Origin of the sequence: Aeromonas bivalvium (assembly GCF_046078285.1) — a bacterium.
Lineage (GTDB): Bacteria > Pseudomonadota > Gammaproteobacteria > Enterobacterales > Aeromonadaceae > Aeromonas > Aeromonas bivalvium.
Window position 1 is genome coordinate 97,637 of record NZ_JBGXBV010000005.1, and the last position, 14,573, is coordinate 112,209.

Sequence of the window (14,573 nt, forward strand, 5' to 3'; positions counted from 1 at the left end):
ATCACCTCGCCCGATTACAGGCGCTCTTCCAGCCAGGAGTGAACGGATTGCAGTGCCGCAGGCACGGCCTCTGGCTGGGTGCCCCCCGCCTGTGCCATGTCCGGACGACCACCGCCCTTGCCGCCCACCTGCTGGGCCACCAGGTTGACCAGCTCGCCGGCTTTGACCTTGCCGGTCAGGTCATTGGTCACACCGGCGATCAGATTGACCTTGCCCTCACCGCTGGTCGCCAGCAGCACGACACCGGACTTCATCTGATTCTTCAGCTCGTCCAGCATGCCGCGCAGGGATTTGGGATCTGCCCCTTCCAGTGCCGCTACCAGCACCTTCTGGCCATTGATCTCGATCACCTGGCCCAGCAAATCGTTACCGGCCTGCGCGGCCAGCTTGGCCTTGAGCTGCTCCAGCTCGCGCTCCATCATCTTGGCCTTGTCCATCATCTGACGCACTTTATCGGCGATGGAGAATTGATCCCCCTTCACCAGGGCCGCGGCTTCCTCGATTTGCTCACCTATCTGGTGCATGAAGTCGATGGCGCCCTTGCCGGTCACCGCTTCGATGCGGCGCACGCCAGCGGCGATGCCACTCTCGGCGATGATCTTGAAGAAGCCGATATCGCCGGTGCGCCTGGCGTGGGTTCCGCCGCACAGCTCGGTGGAGTAGTCACCCATGCGTACGACACGCACGTCGTCTTCGTATTTCTCGCCAAACAGCGCCATGGCGCCGGCCGCCTTGGCCGCTTCCAGATCCATCACCTGGGTGGCGACCTCGTGGTTGGCGCGGATCTGGGCGTTCACCAGCTCTTCGACCCGGCGAATGGTCGCCATGGTCAGCCCCTCGAAGTGGGAGAAGTCAAAGCGCAGACGCTCGGCGCCCACCAGAGAGCCTTTCTGGGTCACGTGATCACCGAGCGCCTGACGCAGGGCCGCGTGCAACAGGTGGGTGACGGAGTGGTTGAGAGCCACGGCCTGACGGCGTTCGCCATCGACCTCGGCCACGACTGCGGCCCCCTCTTCCAGGGTGCCCAGCTCCAGGTAACCCGTGTGGACGATGGCCTTGCCCGCCTTCTGGGTGTCGGTCACGGCGAAGATGCCGTCATCCACCCGGATGATCCCGGTATCGCCCACCTGACCGCCAGACTCGGCGTAGAAGGGGGTCTGCTCCAGCACCACCACGGCCTCTTCGCCGGCGATGAGGCCGCTCACCTGAACGCCCTCTTTGTAGATGCCCAGCACCCGGGTCTGCTCGGTCAGGGTCTTGTAGCCGGTGAAGGGGGTCTCGAAGTCGAGCTTGAGCACGTCGTTGTAGTTGACGCCAAAGCTGGACGCCTCCTTGGCACGGGCGCGCTGCTTCGCCATCTCGGCGTGGAAACCCTCTTCGTCGATGGCGATGTCGCGATCGCGCACCACGTCGGCGGTCAAATCCGCCGGGAAGCCGTAGGTATCATAAAGCTTGAAGACCACCTCGCCCGGCACGACCTTGGCATCCCCCAGGTTTGCCAGCACGTCTTCGAGCAGCAGCAGCCCCCTGTCCAGGGTGCGGACGAACTGCTCCTCCTCGATGCGCAGCACGCGCTCGACCAGGGGCAGCTGGGCGATAAGCTCTTCGGCCACATCCTTCATCTGCACCGACAGCTCGGCAGCGAGTTTGTAGAAGAAGACCTCGGTGGCACCCAGCTTGCGGCCGTGACGCACGGCGCGACGAATGATGCGACGCAGCACATAGCCACGCCCCTCGTTGGAGGGCATGACGCCGTCGGCAATCAGGAAGGCACAGGAGCGGATGTGGTCGGCGATGACTCGCAGGGACTGGTTGTTCAGGTCGCTGCAACCCACTATCTCGGCCGCCTTCTTGATCAGCGCCTGGAAGATGTCGATCTCGTAGTTGGAGTGCACGCCCTGCATGATGGCGGAGATACGCTCCAGCCCCATGCCGGTATCCACGGACGGGCGAGGCAGCGGCTCCATGGTGCCATCGGCCTGACGATTGAACTGCATGAAGACCACGTTCCAGATCTCGATGAAACGGTCGCCATCCTCTTCCGGTGAGCCGGGAGGGCCACCCCAGATGTGGTCGCCATGGTCGTAGAAGATCTCGGTGCAGGGGCCGCAGGGGCCTGTATCGCCCATCTGCCAGAAGTTATCGGAAGCGAAGGCCGCCCCCTTGTTGTCACCGATGCGCACGATGCGATCCGTCGGGACACCGATCTCCTTGGCCCAGATGTCGAATGCCTCGTCATCTGTCTCATAGACGGTGACCAGCAGGCGCTCCTTGGGCAGCTTCAGGGTTCCGGTCAGGAATTCCCAGGCGAAGCGGATGGCATCCTGCTTGAAATAGTCGCCGAAGCTGAAGTTGCCCAGCATCTCGAAGAAGGTGTGGTGACGGGCGGTATAGCCCACGTTTTCCAGGTCATTGTGCTTGCCGCCGGCACGCACGCAGCGCTGGGAGCTGGTGGCCCGGTTGTAGGCACGCTTGTCGGCACCGAGGAAGACATCCTTGAACTGGTTCATCCCTGCGTTGGTGAACAGCAGAGTCGGATCGTTGTGCGGCACCAGTGAACTGGACGACACCACCTGGTGCCCCTGAGAGCGGAAGTACTCGAGAAACGCGCTGCGGATCTCTGACGTGGACATATACATGGAAAATCCTGCTTGATTCGGATACGGACTTTTAATCGCCCTAATGTAAGTTTTCTGCGCAGTAAAGTAAAACCCGCAGGCCACGGGGCCCCGAAAAAGCCGGGGTGGCGTGACCTCACAGGAACGCACTGTTGCTGATGGGCTGAGCGGCAGCGGCCAGACGCCATCGACGGCTGGATGCAAGCGCCGCCAGCCCATGACGCCGCCATGCCAGACGGGGTAAATCGCCATGAGCATCGCCATCGATGGCGCCACTCCCCTCCCGCCAAGAACCGAGCCGACGAAGTGAAACGCGATCCGTTCCACATAGGGGGTCGGCTTGCATGGCGGTGAAGAGACCTAACCAGGGAGATCCGGCCCGTGGCGCACTGCCAGGAAAAGGACACAAGGAGGGAAAACGCGGCCAACGAGGGGATAGCCTTACGAGACATATCCAGAACCCGGTGACAAGAGAGCGAACTTTAGATGTTGGGACCGGTTGTCGATGAAGAGGCCACTCAGGAAATCAAGCGCAGAGCATTCAACATGGGGCCCACTCGTCGAGATAGGCAAGACGGTCAGGAGTATGCTCGAGGCGCAGGAACAGGGTGTCGATGAAGGGGCTATTCAGGGAATCAAGCGCAGAGCATTCAACATGGGGCCCGCTCGTCGAGATAGGACAAGACAGTCAGGAGTGTGCTCGAGGCGCAGGAACAGGGTGTCGATGAAGGGGCTATTCAGGGAATCAAGCGCAGGCCATTCAACAAGTGAACCAGCTTGAGGGGATCTAACCCGTTGGCAGCGACAGGACAGGTTTGGGGGCACGGCGAGCGAGCCGCGCGCCACGGGCCAGCCTAGAGCCCGGCCTTCGCCCCTGACAGACGGATCCGGCGCCCCTAGCCAGGTGCGCCAGGAGGCTGCCTGTCAGCTTTGCTGATCTTCCTGCTAGGCTCGCTCCTGCAAGGTGGCGATGGCATAACGCGCCTGATCCTGGCTAAAACCGCGCCCCAGCAGGAACTTGAGCCACTTCATGCGCGGTTTGAACTCCTTGAGTGCGGAGCCATCGGTGCGCCGCTCAAGCAGGGTCAGCGCCAGCTCGAACCAGTCCAGCTCGGGTTGTGCGAATGCCAGATCCAGCTCGGTATCGCTCAGCCCCTTGCGGCGCAGATCGAAGCGGATCCTGGTCGGGCCATGACCCTTGGCCGCCCCGGCCCGTACCGCCATGGCGCCGTAACGCTCGTCGGATACCCAGTGATGGTCGCGGCAATAATCGAGCACGGCCTGACTCACCGCCTCATCATAGCCCTGCTTGCGCAGGCGCATCAGCAACTCTGACTCGGCGCTCTCGCGCCTGGCCAGGCTGCGCATGGCATAGGCACGGGCGGCGGCGAACCGCTCTTCGAAGGTCAACTCGGGCGGTGCGTCCTGCCCCTCCATAACAACAAAGCCGGGGGTTAGCCCGGCCTTGTTGTTATTCAAATTCCTGTTCATCTTCAGGCTCGAACTCGTCGATGGCGGCCACAGCCACCTTCTCGTCCGGGGCGCCGCCCTTGGTCAGCAGCAGTTCACGCAGCTTGGCTTCGATCTCCCCCGCCATCGCCTTGTTCTCGGCAAACAGTTTCATGACGTTGGCCTTGCCCTGACCGATCTTCTCGCCGTTGTAGCTGTACCAGGCACCGGCCTTGTCGATCAGCTTGTGTTTGACGCCCAGATCCACCAGCTCACCCTCCTTGGAAATGCCGGCACCGTAGAAGATCTGGAATTCGGCCTGCTTGAAGGGGGGCGCCACCTTGTTCTTGACCACCTTGACCCGGGTCTCGTTGCCGACCACTTCGTCCCCTTCCTTGATGGCGCCGGTGCGACGGATATCCAGACGCACGGAGGCGTAGAACTTGAGGGCGTTACCACCCGTGGTGGTCTCGGGGCTGCCGAACATGACGCCGATCTTCATCCGGATCTGGTTGATGAAGATGCACAGGCAGTTGGCGTTCTTGATGTTGGCGGTCAGCTTGCGCAGCGCCTGGGACATGAGACGGGCCTGCAGGCCGACATGGGAATCCCCCATCTCGCCTTCGATCTCCGCCTTCGGCGTCAGGGCCGCCACCGAGTCGACTATGATGACGTCCACGGCGTTGGAGCGTACCAGCATGTCGCAGATCTCCAGCGCCTGTTCGCCGGTATCCGGCTGGGAGATCAGCAGATCGTCGACATTGACCCCCAGCTTGGCGGCATAGACGGGATCCAGGGCGTGTTCGGCATCGACGAAAGCACAGGTCTTGCCTTTGCGCTGAGCCTCGGCGATGACTTGCAGGGTCAGCGTGGTCTTGCCCGAGGATTCCGGGCCGTAGATTTCGACCACACGGCCACAAGGCAGACCGCCGATGCCGAGCGCCACGTCCAGAGAGAGGGAGCCAGTCGAGATGGCTTCTATGTCCATGGTCTTGCTGTCGCCCAGACGCATGATGGAGCCTTTACCAAACTGCTTCTCAATCTGACCCAGCGCTGCCGCCAGTGCCTTCTGCTTGTTCTGATCCATGCCAATCTCCGCTGGAAATCGTGATAAGGTGAAGTTGGGTCAAGTATACTGTCTATTCATACAGTATCAAGCCCTTTTACTTGAGCAATGCGAGGAGACCGGACAAAGCCTGTCTGATGGCCAGTTGTCGCACCTGGTGGCGATCCCCATCGAAACGGGCGAGCAGCGAGCGTTGTCGCCCCCCCTGCTCGGCCCAGGCGAACCAGACGGTGCCGACCGGCTTGTCATCGCTGCCCCCGCCCGGCCCGGCGACGCCACTGATGGCGACGCTGATGCTGGCATCGGAGCGAGCCAGCGCTCCCCTCGCCATCTCCAGCACCACAGTCTCGCTGACGGCGCCGTGGCGCAGCAGGCTGTCGACGCTCACCCCCAGCATCTGCTGCTTGGCCTCGTTGCTGTAGGTCACGAAGCTGCGGTCGAACCAGGCCGAGCTGCCCGCCACCTCAGTGATGGCGTAGGCGACGCCGCCGCCGGTGCAGGATTCTGCCGTGGTCGCCAGCCCGCCCCTGGCGGTGAGGGCCTGGCCCAGCTCTTGGGCGAGGCTGGCTATCTCTCTATCAAGGGTCATGGCACCTCCCGTGGTCGAGTGGCCATTATGCTATCCCCGTCGGGGCGACCGCAACCGTCCGGGTCATGGCCGACAGGTTCCCCCCCCTGCCCCGTTCCGTGTAAAATGCCCCCCAAAACGACTCATCGCACCGGCCACTCGGCCACCATCCGGGATCGAACATGAACGCATTATCCGCCCACACAGGGGCGCCCAGCGCCGCCCTCAGCCAGCATACGCCCATGATGCAGCAGTACCTTACCCTCAAGGCCGAGAACCCGGAGATACTGCTGTTCTATCGGATGGGGGACTTTTATGAGCTGTTTTATGACGATGCCCGCCGGGCCGCGCAGCTGCTCGACATCTCATTGACCAAGCGCGGCCAGTCCGCCGGCACCCCCATTCCCATGGCGGGGGTGCCCTATCATGCCATCGAGGGCTATCTCGCCAAGCTGGTGCAGCTCGGGGAGTCCGCCGCCATCTGCGAACAGGTGGGGGATCCGGCCACCAGCAAGGGGCCGGTGGAGCGCAAGGTCATTCGTATCGTCACGCCGGGGACCGTCTCCGACGAGGCCCTGCTCAGCGAGCGTCAGGACAACCTGATTGCCGCCGTCTATCACGATGGCCGTCAGTTCGGCTACGGCACCCTGGACATAGGTTCTGGCCGTTTCTTCATCAATCAGTTCGAGAAGGAAGAGACCTTGCTCGCCGAGTTGCAGCGTACCAACCCGGCCGAGTTGCTCTATCCTGAGTCCTTCGAGTTCATGACCCATATCGCGGGCCGCCGCGGCCTGCGCCGCCGCCCCGAGTGGGAATTTGAGCTGGGCACGGCCCGCAAGCTGCTCTGTCAGCAGTTCGGTACCCAGGATCTGGTGGGCTTTGGCGTCGAGCGCAGCGAGACAGCCCTGTGCGCCGCCGGCTGCCTGATGCAGTACGTCAAGGACACCCAGCGCACCGCCCTGCCCCACATTCGCTCGGTGCGACTGGATCAGCCGGACCACGCCGTCATCATGGATGCCGCCACCCGCCGCAACCTGGAGCTGACCCAGAACCTGGCCGGCGGCTACGAAAATACCCTGGCCGAGGTGCTGGACCGCACCCAGACCCCCATGGGCAGCCGCTTGCTCAAGCGCTGGTTGCACCAGCCCATTCGCGATCGGGTGTTGCTGCGCGGTCGCCAGAGCACCATCTCCGAGCTGATAGAGCAGAACCTCTATGACGAGCTGGGGGCCCTGCTGCGCCAGGTGGGTGACATGGAGCGGGTGCTGGCCCGCCTCGCCCTGCGCTCCGCCCGTCCCCGGGATCTGACCCGGCTGCGCCAGGCCTTCGCCCAGCTGCCCCACCTGCAGACCCTGCTGGCGGGCAGTGAACACGAGGCGGTGCAGCGATTGAGGGAACGGGCCGCCACCTTCCCCGAGCTGCAGGACCTGCTGGAGCGCGCCATCATGGAGACGCCCCCTGTGCTGATCCGCGATGGCGGCGTCATCCGCGCCGGTTTCAATGCCGAGCTCGACGAGATACGGGATCTGGCGGACGGCGCTACCGCCGTACTGGCCCGCATCGAGGAACGGGAGAAGCAGGAGACCGGCATCAACACCCTCAAGGTGGGCTACAACAAGGTCCATGGCTTCTTCATCGAGGTGAGCCGGGCCAACAGCCATCTGGTGCCGAGCCACTATATCCGCCGTCAGACCCTCAAGAACAACGAGCGCTACATCATAGATGAGCTCAAGCAGTACGAAGACAAGATACTGACCGCCCAGAGCCGGGCCCTGGCGCTGGAGAAGCGCTTGTACGAGGAGCTGCTCGATGCCCTGCTGCCCCAGCTGGCCGAACTGCAGGAGTCGGCTGCCGCCCTGGCGGAGCTGGACGTGCTGGCCAACCTGGCGGAGCGGGCAGAGACCCTCAACTACCAGTGCCCCACCCTGACCGACGAGGATCAGATCCTGATAGAAGGGGGGCGCCACCCCGTGGTGGAGCAGGTGATGAAGGATCCCTTCATCGCCAACCCAGTCAGCCTGAAGCAGGGGCGGCAGATGCTGATCATCACGGGCCCCAACATGGGGGGTAAGTCCACCTACATGCGCCAGACGGCACTCATCGTGCTGCTGGCCCATATCGGTGCCTATGTGCCCGCCGACAGCGCCCGCATCGGCCCCATCGATCGCATCTTCACCAGGATCGGGGCATCGGACGATCTGGCCTCGGGAAGATCCACCTTCATGGTGGAGATGACGGAGACCGCCAACATCCTCAACAACGCCACCGCCCAGAGCCTGGTGCTGATGGACGAGATAGGGCGCGGCACCAGCACCTACGACGGCCTCTCCCTGGCCTGGGCCTGCGCCGAACAGCTGGCAAGCAAGATTGGCGCCTACACCCTGTTTGCCACCCACTACTTCGAGCTGACCCGCCTGCCCGAGCTACTGCCCAATCTCGCCAACGTCCATCTGGATGCGGTGGAGCACGGCGACACCATCGCCTTCATGCACGCGGTGCAGGAGGGGGCGGCCAGCCGCTCCTACGGCCTGCAGGTGGCCGCCCTGGCGGGAGTGCCAAAGTCGGTGATCCATCAGGCACGCCACAAGCTGGCGGAGCTGGAGCGCGCCGTCCCCGCCCCCAGCGGCGACGAGCGCCAGGCGCAGCCCGCGCCGGCCCCCCAGCCCCACCCCGTGGTGGAGGAGCTGGAGGCGCTGCGACCGGACGAGCTCACCCCCCGCCAGGCGCTGGATCTGCTCTATCGCCTCAAGCAGTTGCTCTGACGCTGCGGGCAAAGGGTCCGCAAGGAAAAGAGGGAGCCATTGGCTCCCTTCTTGTTGCCGTCGATCTGCGCCGGGGCACGTCGACGCCAATGCCAGGGCAAAAAGAGAGGGGAACCCTGGGGTTCCCCTCTCTCATTGCGACGTGCCCGGCAAGACGCCCATCAGGTGCCCGGACCGATGCGATCCTTGAGGCTGATGTGAACCGAGCCATCGTGCCGCTTGAGATTCTGGCGATATACCATCTGACGCTGGCTCTCCTGCTTGAGGCCGAGGATCAGCGAGTAGCACATGGCCAGCATGATCACCGAGAAGGGCAGCGCCGCTATGATGCTGGCGGCCTGCAGGGCGGCCAGGCCCCCCGATATCAGCAGGATGGCGGCGACCAGCCCCTGACCCAGACCCCAGATGGCACGGTGGCGCACCGGCGGTTCACTCTCGCCGATGGAGAGCAGCGTCGTGATCACGAGCGTGCCCGAGTCACAGGAGGTGATGAAGTAGGTGCAGATCAGCAGGGTCAGCACCCCCTTGGCGATCAGACCAATGCTGCCCCAGTCGAGCATATCCACCGTCTTGTAGAGCGCCTGGGTCACATCCTGGTTCACCGCCTCGGTGACGCCACCGGCACCAAACAGCTCGAGGTGGATGGCGCTGCCGCCGAATACGGTCAGCCAGAACATGCCAAGCAGGGACGGCACCAGCAGCACCCCCATGACGAACTCACGTATGGTCCGCCCCTTGGAGATGCGGGCGATGAACATGCCGACGAAGGGTGCCCAGGCTATCCACCAGCCCCAGTAGAAGGCAGTCCAGGAGGATTGCCAGGCCGAGGTGCCGTTCGCTTCCGTGTTGGTCCAGAAGCTCAGCTTGACCAGGTTTTGCAGGTAATCCCCTATGTTCTGCACATAGGAGTTGAGGATGTAGGTCGTCGGTCCCATCACCACGAACACCAGCAGGATCAAGGCACTGAGCCAGATGTTCAGCTCGGAGAGGATCTTGACTCCTCGTCCCACACCGGAGACCGCGGACAGGGTCGCAATCAGGCTGATGCCGGCGATGAGCCAGAGCTGGTTGGCCTGAGAGACCTCCATCCCCATCAGCTGATTGAGACCTGTATTCATCTGGGCCACACCCAGACCGAGGGAGGTCGCCACCCCGAACACGGTACCGAACACCGCCAGCACATCGGCGGCATGGCCCCAGCCACCATAGATCTTGTCGCCCAGTATGGGATAGAGCACGGAGCGAATGGCCAGGGGCAACTTGCGCCGATAGCTGAAGAAAGCCAGGGACAGGCCGACGATCACATAGATGGCCCAGGGGTGCAGACCCCAGTGGTAGAAGGTGAGTCGCATGGCGACCTGGGCCGCCTCCGACGTCATGCCCTGCTCGATGAAAGGGTTCGCCTGCAGGTGATACATGGGTTCGGCGATGCTCCAGAACACCAGTCCAATGCCCATGCCGGCGCTGAACAGCATGGAGAACCAGGCGAAGTAGCCAAATTCCGGCTCCTGATCGTCATCCCCCAGCCGGATGCTGCCAAAGCGGCTGAACATCAGATAGATGGCGAAGAACAGGAAGAGGGCAACCACCAGGATGTAGTACCATTTGAAGCTTGCAATGATGGTGTCCTTCGCCCCGCTGAACCAGGACGCCGCCGTGTCGGGATCAAATACCCCGAACAGCAGGAACAGGGTGATCACGGTCAGTGCCGTGGTCGCCATGGTGGGGTTGAGCCCTTTGAATATGCCTTTGGTCGCTCGCATTGACCCTCCTTAGTCCTGGTTGTAAAAGTCTTCGCCGACATGGTCACCGGCGCCGCCGATGGCGCGGTAGACCAGCTTGCCGGCACTCTCTTCCCTGTGGTCGACCAGGCTGACGGAGGGCTGGCCATTCACCGCGTGGCGCTTGCCGAGGAAGATGGCCATGGGAATGCCGCAGTTGGAGATACCGCTGCTGATCCAGAGGCGATTGAAGTCGTAGCTGCCGCCGATGAATTCCAGCTGGGCCAGACCATTGTCCAGGCCGGAGAGATAGAAGTTCATGGCGCTCTCATCGGGGAACAGATGCACCAGCACATAGGCATAACGCAGCTCGTTGACCAGGGCCTTGAGGGTGAACTCCCCGGTGTTGGTGCAAGAGAGCGGGATCTCGCCGTCGTAATGGTGCACCTTGAGGGTGTTGGGATCCTCATCATAACGGGGTTGATAACGGATGAAGGCTGAGGTGTCAGGCAGCTCATAGCGCACGCGCACCACGGTTAACTCGGCAACCAGAGACTTGATATCCAGATCGTTTATCATCATAGCGTTCCTCAAATATCAGGTTTAAATTTGGCAAAGGGCACACAAAATAACATAAAAATGCTTCGACCTGAAACTAATTACCATGCTGAGCCTATTGACCGGAATACTGATAAGTCCGAGAATCCGCTCCCACAACGCCCCTTTAATGGTCTTAACCCATGGAAAAACATGATGAAGTGTTGATCGCGCTGCGCCAAATCATCCGCGCCATCGATATGCATTCGAAGCGCCTGATCAAAGAAGCGGGCCTGACAGCACCACAACTATTGCTGCTCAAAGGAATAAATGAGTTGGGGCAGATCTCCATGCGCCAGCTGGCTAACCACACCAACATGAGTCAGGCCACCGCCACCACCATCATGGATCGGCTGGAGAGTCGTCAGCTGGTGGAGCGCGTGCGCAGCCAGACCGACAAGCGCAAGGTCCACGCCACCTTGACGGAACAAGGCAGGCAACTGCTCAGCAATGCGCCGACACCGCTGCAGGATCATTTCATCCAGCGCTTCCAGGCACTGGAAGGGTGGGAGCAGACGCTGCTGCTCTCTTCCCTGCAGCGCATCTCCCACATGATGAACGCCAGCAACATAGATGCCGCCCCCGTGCTCAGCGTCAACCCCCTCACGGATTGAATCCCATCAACGAAAAAGCTCCCCGAGGGGAGCTTTTTTTCATCTGAACGTCGCGCGGATCTAGTCGTCCAGCGAGATGCCGATATTGGAGACACCGTCCTGGGCTGCGAAGCCCTTGATGGCCAGGATGCGGTCGCTGTCACGCTCATGGGCGACCCGCTTGAGCAGCTCGACCTGAAACTCCAGCTCCGCCTCCATGTATTCGTGCTCGTAGAGCTCTTCTTCCGTCAGCTCCCGCTCTGCCAGCAGCTCGATGAAACCCGCAACTGTGCCCACCGAGGCGTGGCTGGCATCCGTGGCCTCTTCCCCCACCCGGCAGATCACCGAGTTGTAGGCGCAGCCCAGCGCCACACACGCATCCAGCGCCGGGTAGGCGCCGTAGGACTCGAACTTGCTGGGCTCGGGAATATAGACCTCGAACGCCTCCAGAATGGCCCCCAGATTGACCCGGGAGCCCTTGACCGTGAGGTAGTTCCACATCTGATCCAGGGCATGGCGATAGGCCTTGGCATCACCGAAGCCGGAGGCCTGGGCAAACAGGGCATAGTTCGGATACATACGCTCGGCCAGGGCCAGGGTATAGACGGTTTGCTGCCAAGGCTGCAGCTCGGCCAGTCGCTTATAAAACTTGTCACCAAACACGGCGGGGGATCCTTTACAAAATGTGGGGCAGATTGTAGCCCACGGGGGGCGCGGCGAAAACGAAAAAGCGAGCTGGTCGACTTTGTTGCCCTGGCAAGTCGCGTAAGATGAAGGCAGCGGCTCCTGTCCCCGCCGCATGCCTTATGAGGAATTCGCCAATGAGCCAACGTACCCTGCTGCTGCTCAGTCAGGACAATGCCCACTATCAGCGCCTGCTCCAGGCTGCCCGTCTGCCCCATCTTCGCATTCTGCGCGCCGACACCCCAGCCGAGGCCGAGTCGCTCATCGGCGAGGCGCACATACTGCTGGCCGAGCCCGCTCGCGCCAAACCCCTGCTGGCCAAGGCGAACAAGCTCAGCTGGCTGCAATCCAGCTATGCCGGGGTCGATGTGCTGCTCGACAGCCGCTGCCGCCGTGACTATCAGCTCACCAATGTGCGGGGCATCTTCGGCCCGCTGATGAGCGAATATGTGTTCGGCCAGCTGCTCAGCCTGACGCGCCAGCTGCCGCGCTATCGCGAGCAGCAGACGCAGCGGATCTGGCAGAGCCATCCCTATCAGGGCCTGAAGGGCAAGACGCTGCTGATCCTCGGTACCGGCAGCATAGGCCAGCATATCGCCCAGACCGGCCGCCATTTCGGCATGCGGGTACTGGGGGTGAGCCGCAGCGGCCACGAGCGGGCCGGGTTCGACGAGGTCTATCAACTGGCGGCCCTGAACCGCCTGCTGGGACAGAGCGACGTGGTCGTGAGCGTGCTGCCCGCCACCCGCGAGACTCATCACCTCTTCACCCGGGAACGCTTCGCGCACTGCAAGCCCCAGAGCATACTGTTCAACGTCGGCCGGGGCAGCGCCGTCCACACCCAGGATCTGCTCGACGCCCTGGCGGCCGGCAAGCTGGCCCACGCCGTACTGGACGTCTTCGAACAGGAGCCCCTGCCCGGTGACAGCCCGCTCTGGTCGACTCCCAACCTCACCCTGACCCCGCACAACAGTGCCTACAGCTTCCCCGAGGATGTGGCCCAGATCTTCGTGCGCAACTACATTCGCTTCCTCGATGGCCAGCCGCTCGATGGCCGCATCGATTTTGACAAGGGTTACTAAGGCCCTGCCAAGCCTGGGCTAACTCTTCCCCATCAAGCAAAAAAGAGCCCGGACGGGCTCTTTTTCGTGATGGCTATGCCGGCGGGGATCAGCTCGCCGCCAGCTCTTTTCGATAGCCTTGCACCTTGGCGAGGAACTGGCGCTTGGCCTTGCCGCTGAGGGGCTCGGCCATCGGCAGCTTGACCGTCATCGGATTGACCGGGCGATTGTTGATCCGCACCTCGTAATGCAGGTGGGCACCGGTGGAGCGGCCCGTGTTGCCAGAGAGGGCTATCTTGTCCCCCATCTTCACCTTCTGCCCCGGTTTCACCAGCAGCTTGCTCAGGTGCAGGTAACGGGTCGTCAGGGTGCGGCCGTGCTTGATGACCACATAGGTCCCCGCCAGGGGGTGACGGGTCGCCTTGAGGACGACACCGTCCCCCGTCGCCAGCACAGGGCTGCCGATGGGCATGGCGAAGTCGGTCCCTTCGTGGGGGCGCACCAGGCCCGTGATGGGATGGCGACGCGCCGGGTTGAAGGTGGAGCTGATGCGATAGCGGCTATGGGTCGGATAGCGACGGAAACCGCGCTCCAGGCTCTGGCCCTCGGCATCGTAATAATTGCCATCTTCCGCCAGCCAGGCGGAGAAACGCTTGCCCTTGCTCAGCACCTCGACCCCCAGCAGCTGGCTGTTGCCGGTATTCTTGCCCTGGACGGTTTCCTGCTGCATCAGGACCTTGAACTTGTCACCCTTCTTCAGATCGCTGGCAAAATTGAGGCGCCACTGGAACAGGTTTGCAATCTTCTTGATGTGGCTGGCCGGCACCCCGGCGTTGCGCGCACTGACATAGAAGCTGCCATTGATGACACCATCGAAGCCTCGCTTCTGCCACTCCACCGCCTCGGTGATCATGTTGACGCTGTAGTTGTCGTCGACACGCTTGAACTCGAGGGATTGCTTGATATTGAGGCGGATCTTCATCTCTTGCAGGATGTTGTCCTGATCGATGAGCAGCTCTATGTTCTGCCCCGGTTTGAGCCGGGCCAGGTTGTTCTTGCCATCGGCATCGAGCACCTTGTAGAGGGTGGTCGTCGACAGACCCAGGGTGTTGAAGATGGTGGTGAGGTTTTCCCCGTTGCGCACCCGGTAGTCCTGCCACTCGGGACCGGTATCGGCGGGGATGTCATCATCGGGCAGCGCCGGATCCATCAATTCATGGTCCGGGATGGCGTTGAATTCCGTGTTGTCTTCATTGGTGGCGGTGCCGCTGGTCGAGATCGGCAACTCGAGACGCAAGGGGCGCTCCAGAATATCGCCAGGCGCAGGCAATATGGCCACCGCAGACAGGGTTAGCCCCGTCAGCAACAACATGGCATAGAAATGTTTGCGGGGAACCGGGGGTTCCCAGTTGGCAGCACTCGCCACCAAGGGACGAAGACGTTTCATCCGCTTT

At 62.3% G+C, this 14,573-nt stretch carries 11 protein-coding genes; 3 read left to right on the plus strand and 8 right to left on the minus strand.

The features are described from left to right. Window positions 1–14 precede the first annotated feature (14 nt). From alaS to pncC, 4 genes are all read right to left on the minus strand, one after another. Window positions 15–2,639, minus strand: coding sequence for an alanine--tRNA ligase (alaS, locus tag ACEUCR_RS13075; protein WP_408790678.1), 2,625 nt, complete (start codon window positions 2,637–2,639; stop codon window positions 15–17). A gap of 924 nt (window positions 2,640–3,563) precedes the next feature. Further along, the gene (locus tag ACEUCR_RS13080) at window positions 3,564–4,055 is read right to left on the minus strand and encodes a regulatory protein RecX (RefSeq protein WP_408790965.1); all 492 of its coding nucleotides are present in this window, start codon (window positions 4,053–4,055) and stop codon (window positions 3,564–3,566) included. A gap of 34 nt (window positions 4,056–4,089) precedes the next feature. Beyond that, window positions 4,090–5,154, minus strand: a complete 1,065-nt coding sequence (gene recA / locus ACEUCR_RS13085; protein ID WP_042002028.1) for a recombinase RecA — start codon at window positions 5,152–5,154, stop codon at window positions 4,090–4,092. Window positions 5,155–5,230: 76 nt separating this feature from the next. Continuing rightward, window positions 5,231–5,722: a nicotinamide-nucleotide amidase gene (pncC, locus tag ACEUCR_RS13090; RefSeq protein WP_392441529.1), complete on the minus strand. Its 492-nt coding sequence runs from the start codon at window positions 5,720–5,722 to the stop codon at window positions 5,231–5,233. Window positions 5,723–5,883: 161 nt separating this feature from the next. On the opposite strand from pncC, the gene mutS reads away from it, so the two are divergent. Further along, window positions 5,884–8,463 (plus strand): DNA mismatch repair protein MutS, encoded by a 2,580-nt coding sequence (mutS, locus tag ACEUCR_RS13095; protein WP_408790682.1) that lies wholly within the window; start codon window positions 5,884–5,886, stop codon window positions 8,461–8,463. A gap of 161 nt (window positions 8,464–8,624) precedes the next feature. Here the strand turns inward: mutS and ACEUCR_RS13100 are convergent, their stop codons facing one another. Beyond that, complete coding sequence (locus ACEUCR_RS13100; protein ID WP_042002019.1) at window positions 8,625–10,226, minus strand: BCCT family transporter; 1,602 nt, start codon at window positions 10,224–10,226, stop codon at window positions 8,625–8,627. Window positions 10,227–10,235: 9 nt separating this feature from the next. Then, window positions 10,236–10,763 carry a hypothetical protein gene (locus ACEUCR_RS13105; RefSeq protein WP_111873286.1) on the minus strand — a complete coding sequence of 176 codons (528 nt, stop codon included), beginning with the start codon at window positions 10,761–10,763 and terminating at the stop codon, window positions 10,236–10,238. A 161-nt stretch (window positions 10,764–10,924) separates the two neighbouring features. Here ACEUCR_RS13105 and ACEUCR_RS13110 point away from each other — a divergent pair, with 161 nt between their 5' ends. Then, window positions 10,925–11,395 carry a MarR family winged helix-turn-helix transcriptional regulator gene (locus ACEUCR_RS13110; RefSeq protein WP_408747762.1) on the plus strand — a complete coding sequence of 157 codons (471 nt, stop codon included), beginning with the start codon at window positions 10,925–10,927 and terminating at the stop codon, window positions 11,393–11,395. Between the two features lie 60 nt (window positions 11,396–11,455). Here ACEUCR_RS13110 and ACEUCR_RS13115 read toward each other — a convergent pair whose 3' ends face one another. Then, entirely contained in the window at window positions 11,456–12,037 is a 582-nt protein-coding gene (locus ACEUCR_RS13115) for a YjaG family protein (protein WP_042002012.1), read from the minus strand. Window positions 12,038–12,195: 158 nt separating this feature from the next. Between ACEUCR_RS13115 and ACEUCR_RS13120 the strand changes: the two genes are divergently transcribed. Next, window positions 12,196–13,140: a D-2-hydroxyacid dehydrogenase gene (locus ACEUCR_RS13120; RefSeq protein WP_392441524.1), complete on the plus strand. Its 945-nt coding sequence runs from the start codon at window positions 12,196–12,198 to the stop codon at window positions 13,138–13,140. Window positions 13,141–13,228: 88 nt separating this feature from the next. On the opposite strand, the gene mepM is transcribed toward ACEUCR_RS13120, so the two are convergent. Then, the gene (mepM, locus tag ACEUCR_RS13125) at window positions 13,229–14,566 is read right to left on the minus strand and encodes a murein DD-endopeptidase MepM (RefSeq protein WP_042002008.1); all 1,338 of its coding nucleotides are present in this window, start codon (window positions 14,564–14,566) and stop codon (window positions 13,229–13,231) included. Window positions 14,567–14,573 lie beyond the last annotated feature (7 nt).

Excerpts from the sequence above, each read along its gene's own strand:
- alaS (WP_408790678.1), bottom strand. The coding sequence starts at position 2,639 with ATGTATATGTCCACGTCAGAGATCCGCAGCGCGTTTCTCGAGTACTTC.
- ACEUCR_RS13080 (WP_408790965.1), bottom strand. The coding sequence starts at position 4,055 with ATGGAGGGGCAGGACGCACCGCCCGAGTTGACCTTCGAAGAGCGGTTC.
- recA (WP_042002028.1), bottom strand. The coding sequence starts at position 5,154 with ATGGATCAGAACAAGCAGAAGGCACTGGCGGCAGCGCTGGGTCAGATT.
- pncC (WP_392441529.1), bottom strand. The coding sequence starts at position 5,722 with ATGACCCTTGATAGAGAGATAGCCAGCCTCGCCCAAGAGCTGGGCCAG.
- mutS (WP_408790682.1), top strand. The coding sequence starts at position 5,884 with ATGAACGCATTATCCGCCCACACAGGGGCGCCCAGCGCCGCCCTCAGC.
- ACEUCR_RS13100 (WP_042002019.1), bottom strand. The coding sequence starts at position 10,226 with ATGCGAGCGACCAAAGGCATATTCAAAGGGCTCAACCCCACCATGGCG.
- ACEUCR_RS13105 (WP_111873286.1), bottom strand. The coding sequence starts at position 10,763 with ATGATAAACGATCTGGATATCAAGTCTCTGGTTGCCGAGTTAACCGTG.
- ACEUCR_RS13110 (WP_408747762.1), top strand. The coding sequence starts at position 10,925 with ATGGAAAAACATGATGAAGTGTTGATCGCGCTGCGCCAAATCATCCGC.
- ACEUCR_RS13120 (WP_392441524.1), top strand. The coding sequence starts at position 12,196 with ATGAGCCAACGTACCCTGCTGCTGCTCAGTCAGGACAATGCCCACTAT.
- mepM (WP_042002008.1), bottom strand. The coding sequence starts at position 14,566 with ATGAAACGTCTTCGTCCCTTGGTGGCGAGTGCTGCCAACTGGGAACCC.